Source organism: Nocardia sp. NPDC004573, assembly GCF_053602135.1.
The window spans coordinates 124,816-143,575 of record NZ_JBSGDA010000010.1; the positions used below are offsets into that span (position 1 = coordinate 124,816).

The following is an 18,760-nucleotide window of genomic DNA, read 5'->3' on the forward strand; positions in this document are numbered from 1 at the left end:
TCAGATCCCGTGGTTCGATGACGCTTGCGAGGGCCGCCACTTCAGCAACCGGTTCTCCGCCATGCCGATCCCCCATTCGGCGATCAGCGCGATCACGGTGATGACGATCATGCCCGCGTAGATGCCCGCCGAGTCGAACGTGCCTTGCGCGTTGCTGATCAACAGCCCCAAACCCTTACTCGCGCCCGCGTATTCGCCCACGACCGCGCCGATCAGCGCGAAGCCGAAGGCGGTGTGCAGGCTGGACAGGATCCAGGTGGTCGCGCTCGGCAGCACGATCGACACCAGCACCTGCCCACGGCTCGCACCGAGGATCCGGGCGTTGTTGATCACGTTGCCGTCCACCTCGCGCGCGCCGGTGAACGCGTTGAAGAACACCGCGAAGAACACCAGCACCACCACGGTCGCGACCTTGGAACTCAACCCGAGTCCGAACCAGATGATGAACAGCGAGGCCAGCACGATACGCGGCACGGCGTTGAGCGCCTTGATGAACGGCGCGAGCACTTCGGCCCAGTACCGGCTGCGGCCGAGCAGCACGCCCAGCACGACGCCGGCCACCGTGCCGATCACGAAGCCGAGCACGGCCTCCTGCACGGTGGTGTAGATCTGCAGCCAGATGGAGCCGAACTGGGTTCCCTCCCTGAACCATTCGACCAGCCGAGCCCAGATCAGCGACGGCTTGGAGTAGAAGAACGGGTCGATCCAGACCGTGGCGGTGAGTTCCCACGCGCCCAGCCACAGCGCCACCAGAGCAGCGCGCAGGCCCCAGGTGCGGATGCGGGCGCGCCGGGCGGTGGTGCGCACCCTGGCCAGGATCTGCTCTTCGGTCTCGGTCTCCACCACGGGCGCGGCGGCGTCGGGCACCAGCACGTCATGCGACACGGGAGGCTCCCTTCGCGCGCGCCGCCTCGACCTGATCGCGCAGCGTCTCCCAGATCTCCTGATAGATGTCGCGGAACTCGGCGGTCAACCGAACTTCCTCGACACTGCGCGGCCGCGCCAAGCCGACGGGAAAGTCCCCGCAGACGGTGGCCGGGCTCGCGGTCATGACGACCACCCGGTCGGCGAGCACGATCGCCTCCTCCAGATCGTGGGTGACGAAGATGACCGCCGCGTCGGTGCCCGCCCAGACCCGCAGCAGTTCGTCCTGCATGAGCTGGCGGGTCTGCACGTCCAGCGCGCTGAACGGCTCGTCCATCAGCAGGATCTGCGGCTCGTTGACCAACGTCTGCGCCAGGGCCACACGCTTGCGCATGCCGCCGGACAGCTGGTGGGGGTAGTACTTCTCGAACCCGGCCAGACCGACCTTGCGCACCCACCCCGACGCCTTCGCGCGCGCCTCGGCTTTCGACGCGCCGCGCAAGCGCGGGCCGAGCGCCACGTTGTCCAGCACGTTCTTCCACGGCAGGACGGCGTCCTGCTGGAACATGTAGCCGATGCCGTCCGGGATCCCGTCGACATCGTTCCCGCGCACCAGCGTACGCCCGGCCGACGCCGGTTCCAGGCCGGACACCAGCGACAACGTGGTCGACTTGCCGCATCCGGTGGGGCCGACGACGGCGACGAATTCGCCGGGGGCCACCGTGAGATTCAGATTGCGCACGGCGGTGTGGATGCCGCCGCCGGTGCCGGGGAAGCGCTTGGTCGCGCTCCGCAGCTCGATGAGTGATTGCGTCATTGCTTCCTACTCCTGCGAGGTCGGGTAGGGCGAACGTACGTGGCGCCGGTCACACGCCGGAGCTTGTGCGCACAACGGCCACAAACGCGGGATTCGCAGGTTTTGCGCATTCTGCTCATGCACCGTGCGCGGTGGTCTGCGCCTATGCTGCGGCCATGGCCACTGAGGGCGCGCGGGCCGTGCGGTTGCGAACCCAGGTTCTGCTGTCGCAGATCCTGGTCGTCGCGCTGACGCTCGGTGTGGCGTTCGCGGTGTTCGGCTACCTCAGCGACCAGCGGCTGCGCGACGCCTACGGCCAGCGGGCGCTGGCCGTCGCGCGCACCGTCGCGGCCGACCCGGTGGTGCGCGCCGAGGTGGCCAGGTACGCGCCGGGCGCGGTCGCCGACGATCCCGGCGTGCGCCGCGACCTCGCCGCGGGTCCCCTGGAACGGCTCGCGGTCGACGCGACACAGCGCAACGGCGCGCTGTTCGTCGTGATCACCGACGACGCGGGCATCCGCCTCGCGCACCCGGACGCCGGACGGCTCGCCGAGCACGTCAGCACCGATCCGTCCGAGGCGCTGGCGGGACGCGAATCGATCACCGAGGAACGCGGCACGCTCGGCGACTCGGTGCGCGCGAAAGTGCCCGTGCTCGCGCCCGACGCCGATCGTGTGGTCGGCGCGGTGAGCGTCGGCATCGCCACCGACGCGGTGCACGAGCAACTGCTCGGCGATCTGCGCACCGCGGGCGGGCTGGTCGCGGTGGCGCTCGCGGTCGGCATCGCCGGATCGGTCCTGCTCGCCCGCCGGTGGCGCGGGCTGACGCTGGGGCTGGAACCGGACGAACTGGCCGAGCTGGTGCGCGGCCAGGCGGCGGTGCTGCACGGCATCGGCGGCGGCGTGCTCGCCGTCGATGCCTCGGGGCGCACGACGTTCGTCAACGACGAGGCGCGCCGGCTGCTCGGCATCGCCCCGGACATCGGTCGCCCGGTGGACGAGATCGGCCTGACGCCCCGGGTGCTGGAAGTATTGCGCGAACCCGACCAGCCGCCCGCCTCGGCGACGGTCGGCGCGAATATCGTCATCGTCTCGGCGCGCCGGGTCAGCCGCGACGGGCACGATCTCGGCGCGGTGCTCACGGTGCGCGACCGCACCGACGTGGAATCGCTGACCCGGCAGCTGGACGCGGTGCAGTCGATGAGCACGGTGCTGCGCGCGCAGCGCCACGAGTTCTCCAACAAGATGCACCTGGTCAGCGGACTGCTGCACAGCGGGCGCGTCGAGGAGGCGGCGCGCTCGGTCGACGAGCTGGTCGGGGCGGGCCCGCTCGGTCCGGCGACGCCGGGCATCGACGCCATTCACGACCCGTACCTGCAAGCCTTCCTGGCCGCCAAGGCCGCGCACGCCAGGGAGAACGGGGTCGAACTCGTGCTCGGGCCCAACACCTGGGTCGAGGGTGACCTCGCCGATCCGGTGGACGTGACCACCGTGCTCGGCAACCTGCTGGACAACGCCATGGAGGCCGTCCGCGACCGGGACCGGCCGGTGCGGCAGGTGGAAGTCGAACTGGTGCAGGAGGATTCGACACTGCACATCACCGTCGCCGACAGCGGCGACGGCGTCGCCCCCGACTTGGTGGACACCTTGTTCGCCGAAGGGGTCTCGACCCGCGACGATCGCGGCGTCCCCGGCGGGCGCGGGGTCGGCTTGGCCTTGATCCGCCAGATCGCCCGCGCCCATGGCGGCGATGTGCGCCTGTCGAATCCCGGCGGCGGCCGGCCGCCGCTCACCGGCGCGGAGTTCATCGCCCGCATCCCGGGGGTGCTCATGGAAAGCGAGGTGTCGTGGTCACGCCGGCCCTGACCGTCCTGGTCGTCGACGACGACTTCCGGGTGGCGAACCTGCACGCCGGAATCGTGCAGGCCATTCCGGGTTTCACGGTGGCGGGTACCGCCAACACCCTCGCGGCCGCGCGGGAGCTCGTCGCGGCGGCGCCGATCGACTTGGCGCTGGTGGACGTCTACCTTCCGGATGGATCCGGCATCGACTTCGTCCGCGAGATCCACTGCGACGCGATGATGCTCACCGCGTCGACGGAGAGCGACGCCGTGCGAGCCGCCGTCGCGGCGGGTGCCCTGGCCTATCTCGTCAAACCGTTCCCGCACACCGAATTGGCCGCCCGGCTGGCCGCCTATGCCCGCTACCGGCGCATTCTCGCGGTGCCGCAGGTCGACAACGCCCGGGTGTCCGCGGCGCTGCACGCGCTGCGTCCCGCGGTCACCGCGAGCCCGGCGGCGACGGTGTCCTCCCCGACCAAAGAGGCTGTCCTGCAAGCGATCGTCGACGCGGGTGCACCCCTGTCCGCGGGTGAGGTGGCGGGCGCCATCGGTGTCTCGCGGGCCACCGCCCAGCGCTACCTGGCCGGGCTCGTGGCGAGCGGTACGGTGCGCATGAGGCTGCGCTACGGCACCACCGGACGGCCGGAACAGGAGTACTCCGCCGGGCCGCAACGCTGATCAGGCGGCGCCGACCGCACTCGGCGGTATGCGGCCCGGCGCACTGCCCCTCCGCACTCGCCGGTATGCGACCAGCCCGCGCTGCCCCTTCCGCCGCATACTGCCGGGCCGCCCCTTCCGCGCGCCGAGGGTACGCCGACTTGGCGAGCTGACGCCTCCGACCGAGCTCGCCGGTATGCGACCTCGGTGAGCCGACTATGCCGCGCTCGGCGGCGTGCGATCCCGACAGGCAGGCTATTCCGCGTCCGCCGGTATGCGCCGCGCCGGGCCGCGCTCGGCAGTATGCGGCCCTGGCAAGGAGCCCCTTCGATCGTGCTGACCGGTATGCTGCCCCGCGGCTGCGCCTCCCGCACCCGGCGATGCGCAACCCCAGCGGGCTACTCCACCCACGCCCAGCGATGCACACCCCCAGCGGGCTACTCCACCCACGCCCAGCGGCGTGCAGTCCCGGCGGGGTGACGAGCCCGCGCCCGGCGTCACAGGCCGACCCTCCTGCGCCCGGCGGTACGCGGTCTCGCCGGGGTCTGACTGTTTCAGCGCGGACCACTGCGAACGTGGCGATGCCTGCCGCAGTCGCCGGGGCGGTAGCGTCGGGGCATGAGCATCGTCGAGGTGGCCGTTCTCGGTTACGGCCTGGCCGGGTCGGTCTTCCACGCTCCGCTGATCGCGGCCGAGCCTCGGATGCGGGTCGCGGCCGTGGTCACCTCTTCGGAAGAACGCGCGGCCAAGGCGCGCGCCGAACATCCCGGCGTGCGCGTGGTGCCGCGAGCCGAGGACCTGTTCGCCGCGCCGGACGGCATCGGCCTGGTCGTGGTCGCGACGCCGAACCGCACGCACGCGCCGTTGGCCCGCCAGGCATTGGCGGCCGGGCTGCCGGTGGTGGTCGACAAGCCGTTCGCGGTCACGGTGGACGACGCCGAGGACCTCGTCGGTCGCGCGGAGCGCGCCGGGCTGGCGCTTACGGTCTTCCAGAACCGCCGCTGGGACGGCGACTTCCGGACCGTACGGGACCTGATCGAGACCGGGAGACTCGGGCGGGTAGGGCGTTTCGAGTCGCGGTTCGAACGGTGGCGTCCGGTGCCGAAGGGCGGCTGGCGGGAGGTCGGCACCGACGAGGAAGGCGCGGGGATCCTACTGGACCTCGGCAGCCACCTGGTGGACCAAGCCGTCACCCTGTTCGGCCCGGTGGCCTCGGTGTACTGCGAACTGGACCGGCGACGTGCGGGGATCACCACCGACGACGACGCGTTCGTCGCGCTCACCCACACCGGCGGTGTCCACTCCCATCTGTGGATGAGCGCCGTCGCGCCGCAGTTCGGTCCGCGCTTCCGCGTGCTCGGGTCGGAAGCCGGGTACGTCACCTACGGGCTGGACCCGCAGGAGGACGCGCTGCGGTCCGGCCGCCGTCCGGGCGATTCCGATTGGGGCACCGTCGATCCCGACCGCTGGGGCACGCTGGGCGCGGAACCCGATTTCGCACCCGTTCCGACCCTGCCCGGCGCGTATCCCGAGTTCTACGCGGCGATGGCCGCGACGCTGCTCGACGGCGCGCCCGTGCCGGTCGACCCGCGCGATGCCGTCACCACCTTGCGCCTGCTGACGAAGGCGCGAGAATCGGCGGCCCGCGGTGTGACCGTCGCCGCCTGACCGGGGTTGGCCACCTCCCCCGCGACTCGATAACGTCGGAGCGCGGGATCGGCCGGTCCGGCCGCTCGGCGGAGAGGAGACCCGAATGGGTGCAACGGTTTTCGCGGTACTGCTGCCGCTGGCGCTGGCTTTGGTGATGTTCGGGCTCGGATTGACCCTGACCACCGACGATTTCGCCCGCGTACTGCGGTATCCGAAAGCCGCGGTGATCGCGCTGGCCTGCCAGATGGTCGTGCTTCCCGCGCTGTGCCTCGGCCTGATCTATCTGTTCGGCTTGGAAGGCGCGCTGGCCGCGGGCATGCTGCTGCTCGCCGCGTCCCCGGGCGGAGCGTCGGCGAACCTGTTCAGTCACATCGCCGGAGGCAACGTGGCGTTGAACATCACGCTCACCGCGATCAATTCGGTGCTGGCCGTATTCACCATGCCCGTGGTGGTGGCGCTGTCGTACGCCTTGTTTCTGGACGGTGCAGTGTCGGTCGGATTGCGGCCGGAGAAATTCGCTCAGGTATTCGCGATCGTGCTCGTGCCCGTCGCGATCGGCATGGTGGTGCACCGGCGGTTCGCGGAGTGGTCGCGCCGGATGCGCGGCGCGGTGAAGATCCTCTCCGTGGTAGTGCTGGCGCTGGTGGTCGCGGCCGGGGTCGGCTCGAACCTGGACACGCTGTCGGAGCACATCGGCGAACTGTCCGCGATCTGCCTGTCCTTCGCCGTGATCAGCCTCGCGGTCGGCTATTTCGTGCCCCGAGTGTTGCGCGTGGAAGCCGATCAGGCGATCGCCTCGGCCATGGAGATCGGCGTGCACAACGCGGCGCTCGCGATCGCGGTCGCCGCTTCGGTGCTGGACAACGAGACCATGGCCGTGCCGGGCGCGGTGTACGGGGTCCTGATGAACATCCCGGCGGCGATCGCGGCATATCTGCTGGCCAGGCGGGTGCGGCGGGAGCAACCCGAGGCCGAGCCGAGCATCGCGGGTTAGCGGGGCAGCGACCTGCGCGGACAGAGCCGCGGCCGATGAGTAGCCTCTCCGAGGTTCCACCTGATTCGAAGGGAGCCAGCTGCGCGATGCAACCGCTCGGCACGAACGATCCGGCCCGGATCGGGGACTACCGTCTGCTCGGCGTGCTCGGTGCGGGCGGCATGGGCCGGGTCTACCTCGGCCGGAACGCGGGCGGGCGCACCGTCGCGGTCAAGGTCATCCGGCCCGACATGATCGATGCCGAGTTCCGGCAGCGCTTCCGGCGCGAGGTCGCCGCGGCGCGCCGGGTCGGCGGACAGTTCACCGCGCCGGTTCTCGACGCCGACGTGGATGCCGATCCGCCGTGGCTGGCCACCGGGTACGTGGCCGGATTCGCGCTGTCCGACGCGGTCGACCGGTACGGGCCGCTCACCGAGAGCGCGCTGCTCGTGCTGGCGCACGGACTGATCGAGGCGGTGACCGCGGTCCACCGGGCCGGGGTGGTGCATCGCGACCTCAAACCGTCCAATGTCCTGCTGGCGCTGGACGGCCCGAAGGTGATCGATTTCGGCATCGCCCGCGCCGCCGACGACAGCAAGCTCACCACCACCGGGAAAGTCATCGGCTCCCCGGGGTTCATGTGCCCGGAGCAGGTGACCGGCGATCCGGTGGGCCCGCAGGCGGACGTCTTCGCCCTCGGCGGCGTCCTCGTGTTCGCCGCGACGGGCCACGGACCGTTCGGCGTGGGCGAGACGATGCAGATCCTGTGGCGGGTGATGTACGAGGAGCCGCAGCTCGACGACGTGCCCGAACGGCTGCGACCGCTGGTGGCGGCCTGCCTGGCCAAGGACGCCGCCGCACGGCCGACCCCCGACCAGCTGCTCACCCAGCTCACCGCTCTGGGCATCCCCGAGCGTGGCGGTTGGCTGCCCGCCCCGGTGCTCGAGGAGGTCAGCCGCCGCGCGGTGGAGCTGCTGAACCTGGATTCCGGCGCGTTCGACCACGTGCCCCGGTCCGCACCGGCCGATTCGGCCCGCACCGCCGATACGATGGTCGTCCCCGCCGCGCATCCGAACACCTACAGCGACCCGGGGCGATCGGTGCCCACCCAGATGCAGTACCTCGGCTCGCCGCAGGCGTCTCCCCCGTTCATGGCACATGAGACCTACCCGCCCGCGCATCACAGTTCGCCCCGCTTCGGCGCGGTCGCCGCTGCACCTCCGCCGCGCCGCCCTGGCCGCGCCCTGCCCATCGCGGGCGCGCTGGTCGTCTGCGCCGCCGTCGCCGTAGCGGCCTTCGTGGTCGGCGTACAGCTACGGAACGACGATTCGAACCGTTCGGTCGCCCAGACCACCCGAACCGACAGCGCTCCTTCGACGACGACTACCGCCACGCAGGCCGGTGACGCGAATACGACCACCAGCAGTCCCTCCGGCACAAGTATTCCGAAGGCGTTCATCGGCGAGTGGAAAGGCGTGGCCCGTGACGTGCTCGCGTCCTTCGACATCGTGCTGACCATCAGAGACGGCACGGTCGGCGAAGAAGTCGCGCAGTCGTCGAACACCGGCAAACTGAAGGGCGAGCGCTGTGAGCGCACGGAGACGCTCACCGGCGCGACAGAGACCGAGCTGTCCTTCGTCGCGCGCCTCTCCGGCGGCTCGCCCACCTGCTTCGACAACGGCTCCACGTCGACGGTCAGATTGCAACCGGACGGCTCGCTGGCCTACAGCCTTTCCGGCATTCTCGGCAACATCGAGGGGGTCCTGCACAAGAGCTGAGGGCCGCCCGCCACCGTCGCGCCGGGTGCCGTGCACGGGAACGTACGCCCGAGCGCGGGCGACGGCGGGCGGTTAAGGTGCGGCGGTGGACAGAGCGGAATTCTTCGAGCGCGGCGCCTCCATCGCCGATCGTCTGACGACGACGCAAGCGCAACCGCCGTGGTGGCTGGTGGTGGCGGCCGCCGTGGTGGCGCTCGCGCTGGTGGGTTACACCCCGATCTGGCGGCTGACCCGCAATATCGTCACCATCGCGCACGAAGGCGGGCACGCCCTGGTCGCGTTGCTGACCGGCCGGAAGCTCAACAGCATCCGCTTGCACTCGGACACCTCGGGTCTCACGGTGTCGAGCGGAAAACCGTACGGGCTCGGGATGATTCTCACCACGATGGCCGGCTATCCGGCCCCGCCGCTGCTCGGGCTCGGTTTCGCCGCGCTGCTGGGCGCGAGCCGGATCACGCTGATGCTGTGGACCGCGATCGCCCTGCTCGCCGCGCTGTTGATCAAGATCAGGAATGTCTACGGCGGCATCACCGTACTGGGGCTGGGAGCGGTGGTCTTCGTCGTCTCCTGGTTCGGCACGGACACGCTACAAGCGGGTTTCGCGTATCTGGGGGCCTGGTTCCTGCTGTTCGCCGGGGCTCGTCCGGTACTCGAACTGCAGCGCAGCCGTTCCCGGCAGCAACGTGCCCGCTATGACGAGGTCGATTCCGACGCCGATCAGCTCGCCCGGCTCACCCGGCTGCCCGGCCTGCTCTGGGTATTCGTGTTCGGCGCCGTCGCGGTGGGTTCGCTGCTGCTCGGCGCGTGGCTGCTCGTCTCCGCCATCGCCGAGGTCTGCCTGCCGGGCGCGCCCTCCGGCTCCTGCTTCGAGGCACGATGACCGACACCAGATCGCGATCGAGGACCTTCGCAGCCGGCACGGCGAGCATCTTCGCGCGGACATCGACTACCTCTGCCCGACATGTGTTTTCGGCGCTGACGTCGGCCGTCACAGCGCTACTCGCCGCAATAGCACTCTGCCCCATCGCGTTCGCCGCACCGGTCGGCACGGCTTGCGGCACACCGCTGACTCCGGCAGAAACGGCCACGATCACGGGCCTGTCCGACACCGGGACGCTGACCGGCTCCGCGCGGGCACAGTTCGAACAGGCAGTCGAGCGGCACCGGCGGATCACCCAGATCCTGGTCGCGCACCGTGACCTGCGCGGTGTGTTCGCCCTCGGCCTCGACGCGGTCGAGCAAGCCGCCGTCCTACCGCTGCAACGCGACCCCGCGTCGTTCGACGACCCGGACTGGGCGCACCGGATCAGTCTCGAGCTGCTCTCGCGCTTCCTGCACACGGTGCACGCCGAATTCACCGGGGCTTCCGTCGACCCGCACTGGGCCCACTACTTCGCACTGACCCGCCGTTGCAATCTGTCCCCCGCGCGCGTCGCGATGGCCGGATACAACGCGCATCTGACCGTCGACCTGTCCTATTCGGTCGCCGCGGTAGGCAGCACCACCGCCAACGCGCGCGACTATTACCGCATCGTCGACGCGATCGCCCGGCACGGCGCGCTGATCGTCGAGGGGACCAAAGCCGTCTACGGCGGTGACCTCGGGCCGCTGTGGCGCTTCTATTTCGTCGGCGAGGGCTTGGACCTGTTGCTGGGCCGCGGCGTGGCGACCGGTCCATTGCTCCGGCTGGCCGACGCGGGCGCCAATGTCGTCATCTTCGCGAACGGCTTGGGGCTGCAGGATCCGGCCGCGGCGCCCGCCGTCGCCGCCGAGATCGATGCGCTCTGGCGCGGACTCGATCCGGCTTTCCAAGCCCTTTCGGACGTCGGCGCGCTCTAGCGAACATCTACCGAACGCAGGGTCACCTGTGCAGCGCCGCCACGGCATGCCGGATCACCTCCTGGGGCTGGCGTGTCGCATCGACGGTGCGGCCGTACTCGTCGGGATCCAGCGGCTCCAGGGTGGCCAGCTGTGAAGCGAGCAGGCCCGGCGGCATGAAATGCCCTCGGCGCGCGGCCACGCGACGCCGGAGCTCTCCGGGAGGCACGTCCAGATGCAGGAAGAACACGTGGGGAGCGGACGCGCGCAGCCGGTCGCGATAGACCCGTTTGAGCGCGGAGCAGGCGACGACGCCGCCCCGTCCTGATCGCTCGGCCAGCCACGCTGCCAGGGCGTCGAGCCAGGGTTCCCGGTCGGCGTCGTCCAACGGAATCCCCGCCGCCATCTTCGCGACGTTCGCGGGCGAGTGGAAATCGTCGCCCTCGGCGTACTCGACCCCGAGCGCCTCGGCCAAGGCGGTGCCGACCGTCGTCTTTCCCGAACCCGAGACGCCCATCACGACGATCACCGTTACTTCGTGCACTCGAACCTCTTCCCGTACGGTGGCGGATCAGTTGTGCGCGCGGACTTGTGCCCGGCAACAACCTACGCGCAGCCACTTCGTCCACCCGTGCAGTGACGATCGCCGCCACCGCCCGATAGATTTCGAATGCCGAGACCGTGCGATTTCGCGGGACATGAAATACGTTCTGCCGCCGAAATTTTCGAGACAGCGCGGACGACTGGACGGAAGTACCGAATGTTTGCGACGATGCAAGACACGGACCTGCTCCGACATCCGGACCGCGACCGCACGCTCGCCGGATGGGCGGCCGGGAGCGGGATCTGAGCAGCGGCATGCCACCCACACCCAGCGCCTCCACCGCCTCTGGCGAACTCGTCCCTGCCACCGAGCACATCGTGCGCCACCTGCTCGGCATCATTCCCCGGCGGCACGTCGAGCGCGGGAATCTGCTGGGGGAGGAGATCCGTGCCACCGTCGCGCACTGCCTCGATCTCGTCGCGTCCGTCGACCCCGGGCGACCCGCCCGCACGGTCCGCATCTTCGAGGCCGCCGCCCGGTGGGCCGGCGTCGGGGTTCGCCTGGACACCGTGCAGCATCTCGTGCACGAGGGCTTCCGCCTCTATCTCGACGAGCACCTGCGGCGCACGCAGGCTCCGCCGCCCGACGACATACGCAGACTCTTCGACGCACTGCACGCCGTCACCGCGACGGTATCGCTGGCCTACTTGTCCGCCGCGCCCGCCGTCGATCAGGCGGCTGGGCACGGCGTCGCGGTCGCGCTGCTCAGAGGCCACCACCACGCCAAGGTCTACCGGGAGTACGGCATTCCGCTCGCCGACCGCTACACCGTGCTCGCCGTGGCGGTCGAACGGCCCGGTGCGGAACATCCTCCCGGCCGCCGCCCCGGAGACGGGCACAGTATCCGGCAGCGCATGCAGATCTGCCTCGCCGTGCACTGCGGCAGGCACGTGCCCGCGGTGCTCAGCGCGATCGGCGGGACCATCCTGGTGCCGGCGTCGCTGGTCGCCGAGGAGGAGCTCGACGGCTTGGTCGCCGCGCTGGCCGCGGCGGTGACCGCGCCGCTCACGGTGACCGCCCTGGCCTCCGATCCCGACCGTATCCCCGGCGCGGCCGACCAGGCGCACGAACTGCTCGACATGGTCCGGCGCTTGCAGAGCCCGCCGGGCCTGTACCGGTTCGCGGATCTGGCTCTCGAATACCAGCTCACCCGGCCGGGGCCGGGCCGCGACCGGCTGGCCGCCCTGCTCGACCCGCTCGACGGCCATCCCGAACTGTTCGACACCTTGCGCGAGCACATCCGCAACGACTTCAACCGCCGCCGCACCTCCCGGGCGATGTACTTGCATCCGAACACCGTCGACCATCGACTCAAGCGCATCGGCCGCCTCACCGGCCTGGACACCGCCGCTCCGCACGCGCTCTACCGGTTGCGGGCCGCGCTCATCGCGCGGACCTACACGCGGCCGGAGCCCGAAGCGCCGCCGGATGAGCGACGATCTCCGCACCGCGCGTGAGGTCCGGCCCACCGGCTAGGGTCATCGACATGGAACTACGCATCTTCACCGAGCCGCAGCAGGGTGCGAGCTACGACACCCTGCTCACCGTCGCCAAGGCCACCGAGGACTTGGGCTTCGACGCGTTCTTCCGCTCCGACCACTACCTGAGCATGGGCGGCGCCGACGGGCTGCCCGGCCCCACCGACGCCTGGATCACCCTGGCCGGACTGGCCAGGGAGACCAAGCGGATCCGCCTGGGCACCCTGGTCACCGCCGCCACCTTCCGGCTGCCCGGCCCGCTGGCGATCCAGGTGGCGCAGGTGGACCAGATGTCCGGCGGCCGGGTCGAATTCGGCCTTGGCAGCGGGTGGTTCGCCGAGGAGCACGCCGCGTACGGCATCCCGTTCCCCGCCGACAAGTTCGCCCGGCTGGAAGAACAGCTGGCCGTCATCACCGGGCTGTGGGCCACCAAACCCGGCGACACCTTCAGCTACGACGGCAAGCACTACCAGCTCACCGACTCCCCCGCGCTGCCGAAACCGGTGCAGGACCCGATTCCGGTGCTGATCGGCGGGCAGGGCGCCACCCGCACCCCGCGGCTGGCCGCGCAGTACGCGAGCGAGTTCAACATGCCGTTCTCCTCGATCGAGGACAGCGTGCGGCAGTTCGACCGGGTGCGCGCCGCCGCGGAGGCATATGGCCGCGCCGCCGACGACCTGGTCTACTCCAACGCGCTGGTGGTCTGTGTCGGCGCGAACGACGCCGAGGTGGCACGCCGCGCCGCGGCGATCGGACGCGAAGTGGACGAGCTGAAGGCCAACGGCCTGGCCGGTTCGCCCGCAGAGGTGGTGGACAAGATCGGCCGGTACGCCGAGATCGGCACCGGCCGCGTCTACTTGCAGGTGCTGGATCTGAGCGATCTCGCGCATCTCGAGCTGATCTCCGCGCAGGTGCAGTCGCAACTGTGAGCTCGTGTGGGTCGCCTGTCCGGGCGACCCACGCCGGGGATCAGCCCAGCGGGCGGTTGGTCGGCACGATGACGAAGCTCGGCGCCGACGGATCCAGCTCCAGGTGCTGCGGCTTCAGTTGGGTGTTGTTGAGCATGGGCCGGAAGGCCAGCGCCTTCGGCGAGTTGCCCGCGAAGACATCGATCCGCAGCCGGTGGCCGGGTCGCAGCACCGCCTGGGTGGGAATGACCGCGATGTCCAGCGCCACCGGCTCCCCGGGCACGACCGGCCGCACACTGTCCAGGGTGAGCGGATTGAACGGTTCGGTCAGATCGCCGGCCGGGGTACGGCTGCTCTTCTGCTCGTCGACGGCGCGCAGCGACGCGGTCAGCTGTCCGGTGGTCAGCACCTTCGAGGACCCGTCGGGAGCGACGTCGTTCATCGTGACGCTCCAGTAGCCGTCGGTGGCGTCGTGCACCGTGTTCAGGTGCACGTTCACCGGCCCCGAGATGACCGTGGACTCGGTCATCGGGGCACTGGTGAAGGTCAGGGCGTTGCGCTCGGCGATGCGCGAGTCCTTCGCGCACACGTCCACCACCGCGGCCATCCCGGCCGACCCCTGCGCGGTGTCGCGGGAACACGCCGCCGCGAGGCCGGGGGCCACGGTCAAGGTCTGCCGCTCGTCGGGGACGCTCATCGTCAGCGACCCGTCGTACACGGCCTTTCCGGCGGTGCCGCTCGGTTCGGCCGACAGATACACGCGGCGATGGTTGAGGTCCTGCTGCGGGAACTGCCCGAGAGTGATCCAGCCGCCGCCCTGCTCCCACACCGTGATCGGGCCGAAATCGCCCAAACCGTGATCGACGTCCTTCAACCACTTGTCGAACCACACGCGCTGCAACACGTCCAGCCGCGGCGGCGCGCCCGGAATTCCTGTTCCCGCACCGGGATTCGCGTGGTAGGTGTCGCCGACGATCAACTGCTTGCGGCCCGCGGGCAGCGGGATCGCGTTGTACAGCTTGGTCGCGCTGTTGGCGAAGATGTCGTGCCAGCCGCCGTAGACGAAGGTGGGGACGGTGATGCGTTCCGGATGACCTTCGATGCCGCGCCGGAAATAGCTGTCCTCGTCCAACGCGTCGGCCAGCGCGGGCGGTACGTGGTCGAGCGAGGGCGTGAGCAGCGCCTGGGCCAGCAGATCGACATTGCTGGCCGGATCGGACATCCGTTCCTGCAGCCACGACCAGTCGAAGGTGCCCTGCAACATCGACTGCACGTCCGGAATCAGCTTCAGTTGGTTGACCGTGCTGAGCCACAGTGGAAGGAACGTCGTCCCCACGCCGCCGCCCGGCGCGACGACGTCACGCATGAGATCGCTGCCCGGTTCCACCGGGAAGATCGCCTGCAGCGGCGCCGGGGCGTTCTCGGCCGCGCGCAACTGGTTGATACCCGAATACGAGCCGCCGCTCATGCCGATCCGGCCGTTGGACCACGGCTGCGCGGCCGCCCACTCGATCACCTCGCGGGTGTCGAGTTGTTCCCGCTCGCCGAGGGTGTCCCAGGCGCCCTGGGAGAAACCGGTGCCGCGGACGTCGGCGATGACCTGCGTGTAGCCGGCACGGATCAGGTTGCGATCGAGCCCGAGCACGGTCTGCACGGTGCCGCCGTCGACCGCGTGCAGCAGATCACCGAAACCGCTGACCGGCGTGCGGGTCAGATTCACGCGGTTGACCAGGCGCACCGTCAAGGGCTGCAAGCCGGGCACCGCGAGCGCCGTATCGATGAGATTGGTCATGAGCTTGGTGTAGGGCGTGAGGTTCACGACGGTCGGCAGCGGCTGCTGCTCCACCTCGCCGCCCTGCTTCACCGGCCGGTAGACGTTGGCCTTCAGGACGACGCCATCGCTCATCCGGATCGGGACGTCCCAGTCGATGTGCACGTCGGCATACGGCTGGGGACCGTCGTGCAACGCGGTCCACCGCACGCTGTGCGCGTCCACCGACGGCTCCGCGGCCGCGGGCGCCGACACGAATCCCATCGCCGCCAGCACCGCGACCAAGGTAGTCATCCGGATCGCTCTGATCGTCGTTCGTCTCACGCCACGCCCCGCTGCCATCTCGCTCCCTCGATCGGTGTGCGGACCGACCATCGATCGCCCGATTGAGCGCCAACGTAGCAATCTCGTGGCGAACGGCGTGGGAGGTGCGGTCGGGCCGGTTTGTCGCGGGCGAGCAGACGGTGAACGCCGCGCGCCCGCCGACGATCCGGCTTATCGTGGGGCTCATGACGCCGCTGCAGCGCTACATCGCCGAGGAGATCGCGGCAGATCACGCCGACGGCCTGCTCACCCGGCGGGAGGCGCTGCGCAGGCTGGGGCTGCTCGGGCTCGGCGCCACCGCCGCCGCTGCATTGCTGGCCGCTTGCGCGAACACGAGCACCGAAAGCACGGATTCCGCGCCGTCGCCCACGGCGCCCCCGGGTGCCGCGGCCGCCCTTCCGACCACCGCCGTCACCTTCGACGGTCCCGGCGGGGCGCCGCTGCAAGCGGCGTGGGCCGCGGCGCCGCAGCCACGGGGCGGGGTGCTGGTCGTGCACGAGAACAAGGGCCTCACCGATCACATCCGTTCGGTCGCGGGACGTTTCGCGGGCGCGGGCTACTCCGCTCTCGCGGTCGACCTGCTGTCCGCGCACGGCGGCACCGGCGCGTTCACCGATCCGGCCGCGGCGACCGCGGAGCTGAGCCGCATTCCGCCGGACCAACTCGTCGCAGATCTGCGCGCCGGGCTCGACGAGTTGCAACGCCGCGTGGCGGGAAAGAAACTCGGCGTCACCGGTTTCTGTTTCGGCGGCGGCCTCACCTGGCTGCTCTTGGCTTCCGGTCCGTCGCCGCCTGCCGCCGCGACGCCCTTCTACGGGCCGTTCCCGGATAACGGCGATCTGTCCGCGTCGAAAGCCGCGGTGCTCGCCATCTACGCGGCGAACGACGCCCGGGTGAACGCCTCACGGCCCGCCGCGGAAGCGGCGCTGGCCCGCTCGGGCGCTCCGCATCAGATTTTCACCGCTCCCGATGCGGACCACGCCTTCTTCAACGACACCGGTCAGCGGTACAACGCGACGGCGGCCGCCGAGGCGTGGCGTCGCGTACTGGACTGGTACGGAACGTATCTCGGATGATGCCGACCGAATCGGGCCATCGCAACGGGATCCGGACGTTTTTCCGGGGCTCCGGCCGGCGATCCCGATCGGCCGTTCCAAGCGCGCGCAGGCGAGGTCGAGCCGCGGGACGGATCCGGTCGCACAGTCATCACTCGTCCGCAGCGCTCGCGGCGTTCCTGCTCGCGGCGGTGATGACAGCCTGCGGAGCCGACAACTCGACCGGGCCGAGTAGCGCACCTCCGGTGGCGGGCACGGTCGCACCGAGCAATCCCGCCGGCCGGCCCGACCTCGACGCCGCCGAGGACCTCGCCGAGGACCTCGACGTGCCGTGGGGGCTGGCCTTCCTGCCCGACGGCACGGCGCTGATCGCCGAGCGCGACTCCGGACGGATTCTGCGAGTCGGTGCGGGCGGTGCGCCGGAACAGGTGTATCAGGTGCCGGGCGTCGCCGCGCGGGGCGAAGGCGGACTGCTCGGGCTCGCCGTCGCGCCGGACTACGCCGAAAGCCGTTATGTCTACGCCTATTTCACTTCCGAGACGGACAATCGCATCGTCCGATTCCGGCTCGACGGTCCACCGGAGGTGCTGGTCGCCGGCATCGCCGAGGCAGGCAACCACAACGGCGGACGGATCGCCTTCGGGCCGGACGGCATGCTGTACGCCGGAACCGGCGACGCCGGGGAATCCGGGCGATCGCAGGATCCGGTGAGCCTCAACGGAAAGATCCTCCGGTTGACCCCGGAAGGCCGGGCGGCTGCGGGCAATCCGTCCCCCGGCTCACCGGTCTACAGTCTCGGCCACCGCAACGTCCAGGGGCTGGCGTGGGATCGGGCCGGGCGCCTGTTCGCGGCGGAGTTCGGGCAGAACCGGTTCGACGAGATCAATCTGATCGAACCCGGCCGCAACTACGGCTGGCCCGACGTCGAGGGCGCGGGCGGCGCCGACCGCGGATTCACCGATCCGCTGCTGACCTGGACCACCGCGGAAGCCTCACCGTCGGGCATCGCCATCGCCGGGGACACCCTGTATGTCGCCGCGCTGCGAGGCGAGCGGCTGTGGACCGTGCCGCTCATGGACGGCCGCATGGGCGCGCCCCGCGCCGAATTGCGGGACCGGTACGGGCGCTTGCGCACCGTGGAGGTCGCGCCGGATGGGGCATTATGGCTCACCACCTCCAACACCGACGGTCGCGGCGACCCCCGCGGCGGCGACGACCGCGTCCTCCGTTTCCCGGCTCACTGAGCCCGGCCCGGCCGCCCTCGTGCGGCAGGTCGGCATCGCCGCCTCTCGCACTGTGACGAGCGCGACGAATCTTATACGTTGTGCACAATAGAATTGCCCACTATGTTATTGCTCATGACCGATCACCTCACCCTCGACGAGCAGCTCTGCTTCCCGCTCTACGCGGCGTCCCGGGCGATGACCGCGGTCTACCGCCCGAAGCTGGAACGGCTCGGGCTCACCTACCCGCAGTACCTGGTGATGCTGGCGCTGTGGGAACGCGACGAACGCAGCGTCGGCGACGTCTGCCAGGCGCTCGATCTGGATTCCGGCACGCTTTCCCCGCTGCTCAAGCGGTTGGAGGCGGCGGGCCTGCTCGAGCGGCGGCGGTCGGCGGCCGACGAACGCCGCGTCGACATCCGGCTCACCGACCGCGGCCGCGCCCTGCGCGCCGATGCGGGCGACATCCCGGCCCAGATGGCCGAGGCCAGCGGCCTGTCCATGGACGACGTCACCGCATTGCGCGGCATCCTGCACCGACTGACCGACGCACTGAAGTCCCAGCTGAACGAAGGAGAGTAGACATGCAGATCCTCTACACCGCCGAGGCCCTGGCCAGCGGCGACGGACGCAACGGCCACGCGCGCACCACCGACGGCAAGATCGACGTCGACCTGTCGGCGCCCAAGGAGATGGGCGGCAACGGCGAGGGCACCAACCCCGAGCAACTGTTCGCGGCCGGCTACGCGGCGTGCTTCCATTCGGCGCTGCGTCTGGTCGGCAAGCAGGCCAAGGCGAACATCGACGACTCCGCGGTCGGCGCGAAGGTCGGCATCGGGCCGAACGGCGCGGGCGGCTTCGGCCTTGCGGTTACCCTGGAGGTGTCGCTCCCCCATCTCTCCAGGGAGGACGCACAGGCGCTCGCCGACAAAGCACACCAGGTGTGCCCGTATTCCAACGCGACCCGCGGCAACATCGACGTCCAGGTCCTTGTCGCCGACGACTGATCGAGAAGGAGCGG

General features: G+C 70.3%; 17 protein-coding genes. 13 read left to right on the forward strand and 4 right to left on the reverse strand.

Translation table 11 applies throughout. The features are described from left to right. Both ACWEKR_RS18225 and ACWEKR_RS18230 read right to left on the reverse strand, forming a co-directional pair. Complete coding sequence (locus ACWEKR_RS18225) at positions 1-885, reverse strand: ABC transporter permease (protein ID WP_452355437.1); 885 nt, start codon at positions 883-885, stop codon at positions 1-3. After that, positions 875-1,681: an ABC transporter ATP-binding protein gene (locus ACWEKR_RS18230; RefSeq protein ID WP_452355438.1), complete on the reverse strand. Its 807-nt coding sequence runs from the start codon at positions 1,679-1,681 to the stop codon at positions 875-877. The genes ACWEKR_RS18225 and ACWEKR_RS18230 overlap by 11 nt, the downstream gene beginning before the upstream one ends. Positions 1,682-1,836: 155 nt before the next feature. Here ACWEKR_RS18230 and ACWEKR_RS18235 point away from each other — a divergent pair, with 155 nt between their 5' ends. From ACWEKR_RS18235 to ACWEKR_RS18265, 7 genes are all read left to right on the forward strand, one after another. Then, complete coding sequence (locus ACWEKR_RS18235) at positions 1,837-3,525, forward strand: ATP-binding protein (RefSeq protein ID WP_452355439.1); 1,689 nt, start codon at positions 1,837-1,839, stop codon at positions 3,523-3,525. After that, positions 3,507-4,178 carry a response regulator gene (locus tag ACWEKR_RS18240; protein WP_452355440.1) on the forward strand — a complete coding sequence of 224 codons (672 nt, stop codon included), beginning with the start codon at positions 3,507-3,509 and terminating at the stop codon, positions 4,176-4,178. The genes ACWEKR_RS18235 and ACWEKR_RS18240 overlap by 19 nt, the downstream gene beginning before the upstream one ends. A 597-nt stretch (positions 4,179-4,775) precedes the next feature. Beyond that, entirely contained in the window at positions 4,776-5,825 is a 1,050-nt protein-coding gene (locus ACWEKR_RS18245) for a Gfo/Idh/MocA family oxidoreductase (protein WP_452355441.1), read from the forward strand. An 85-nt stretch (positions 5,826-5,910) separates the two neighbouring features. Next, positions 5,911-6,801, forward strand: coding sequence for a bile acid:sodium symporter family protein (locus ACWEKR_RS18250; protein ID WP_452355442.1), 891 nt, complete (start codon positions 5,911-5,913; stop codon positions 6,799-6,801). Positions 6,802-6,887: 86 nt separating this feature from the next. Further along, entirely contained in the window at positions 6,888-8,558 is a 1,671-nt protein-coding gene (locus ACWEKR_RS18255) for a protein kinase domain-containing protein (RefSeq protein ID WP_452355443.1), read from the forward strand. 85 nt (positions 8,559-8,643) lie between these two features. After that, entirely contained in the window at positions 8,644-9,438 is a 795-nt protein-coding gene (locus ACWEKR_RS18260; RefSeq protein ID WP_195089859.1) for a M50 family metallopeptidase, read from the forward strand. Between the two features lie 83 nt (positions 9,439-9,521). Continuing rightward, positions 9,522-10,397, forward strand: coding sequence for a DUF5995 family protein (locus ACWEKR_RS18265; protein WP_452355444.1), 876 nt, complete (start codon positions 9,522-9,524; stop codon positions 10,395-10,397). Between the two features lie 22 nt (positions 10,398-10,419). Here the strand turns inward: ACWEKR_RS18265 and ACWEKR_RS18270 are convergent, their stop codons facing one another. Further along, positions 10,420-10,893 (reverse strand): gluconokinase, encoded by a 474-nt coding sequence (locus ACWEKR_RS18270; protein ID WP_452355551.1) that lies wholly within the window; start codon positions 10,891-10,893, stop codon positions 10,420-10,422. A 308-nt stretch (positions 10,894-11,201) separates the two neighbouring features. Here ACWEKR_RS18270 and ACWEKR_RS18275 point away from each other — a divergent pair, with 308 nt between their 5' ends. Both ACWEKR_RS18275 and ACWEKR_RS18280 read left to right on the forward strand, forming a co-directional pair. Then, a complete protein-coding gene (locus ACWEKR_RS18275) occupies positions 11,202-12,437 on the forward strand; it encodes a PucR family transcriptional regulator (RefSeq protein ID WP_452355445.1) in 1,236 nt (411 codons plus the stop codon). Between the two features lie 29 nt (positions 12,438-12,466). Next, positions 12,467-13,387, forward strand: a complete 921-nt coding sequence (locus ACWEKR_RS18280) for an LLM class F420-dependent oxidoreductase (RefSeq protein WP_452355446.1) — start codon at positions 12,467-12,469, stop codon at positions 13,385-13,387. Positions 13,388-13,427: 40 nt separating this feature from the next. Here the strand turns inward: ACWEKR_RS18280 and ACWEKR_RS18285 are convergent, their stop codons facing one another. Then, positions 13,428-15,431, reverse strand: coding sequence for a CocE/NonD family hydrolase (locus tag ACWEKR_RS18285; RefSeq protein WP_452355447.1), 2,004 nt, complete (start codon positions 15,429-15,431; stop codon positions 13,428-13,430). Positions 15,432-15,646: 215 nt separating this feature from the next. Here ACWEKR_RS18285 and ACWEKR_RS18290 point away from each other — a divergent pair, with 215 nt between their 5' ends. The 4 genes from ACWEKR_RS18290 to ACWEKR_RS18305 all read left to right on the forward strand — a co-directional run bounded on the left by ACWEKR_RS18290 (position 15,647) and on the right by ACWEKR_RS18305 (position 18,746). Beyond that, positions 15,647-16,537 carry a dienelactone hydrolase family protein gene (locus ACWEKR_RS18290; protein ID WP_452355448.1) on the forward strand — a complete coding sequence of 297 codons (891 nt, stop codon included), beginning with the start codon at positions 15,647-15,649 and terminating at the stop codon, positions 16,535-16,537. A gap of 173 nt (positions 16,538-16,710) precedes the next feature. Beyond that, complete coding sequence (locus tag ACWEKR_RS18295; RefSeq protein WP_452355552.1) at positions 16,711-17,760, forward strand: PQQ-dependent sugar dehydrogenase; 1,050 nt, start codon at positions 16,711-16,713, stop codon at positions 17,758-17,760. A gap of 114 nt (positions 17,761-17,874) precedes the next feature. After that, a complete protein-coding gene (locus ACWEKR_RS18300) occupies positions 17,875-18,321 on the forward strand; it encodes a MarR family winged helix-turn-helix transcriptional regulator (protein WP_452355449.1) in 447 nt (148 codons plus the stop codon). A gap of 2 nt (positions 18,322-18,323) precedes the next feature. Then, positions 18,324-18,746 carry an organic hydroperoxide resistance protein gene (locus ACWEKR_RS18305; protein WP_159839932.1) on the forward strand — a complete coding sequence of 141 codons (423 nt, stop codon included), beginning with the start codon at positions 18,324-18,326 and terminating at the stop codon, positions 18,744-18,746. The last annotated feature ends 14 nt before the right edge of the window (positions 18,747-18,760 follow it).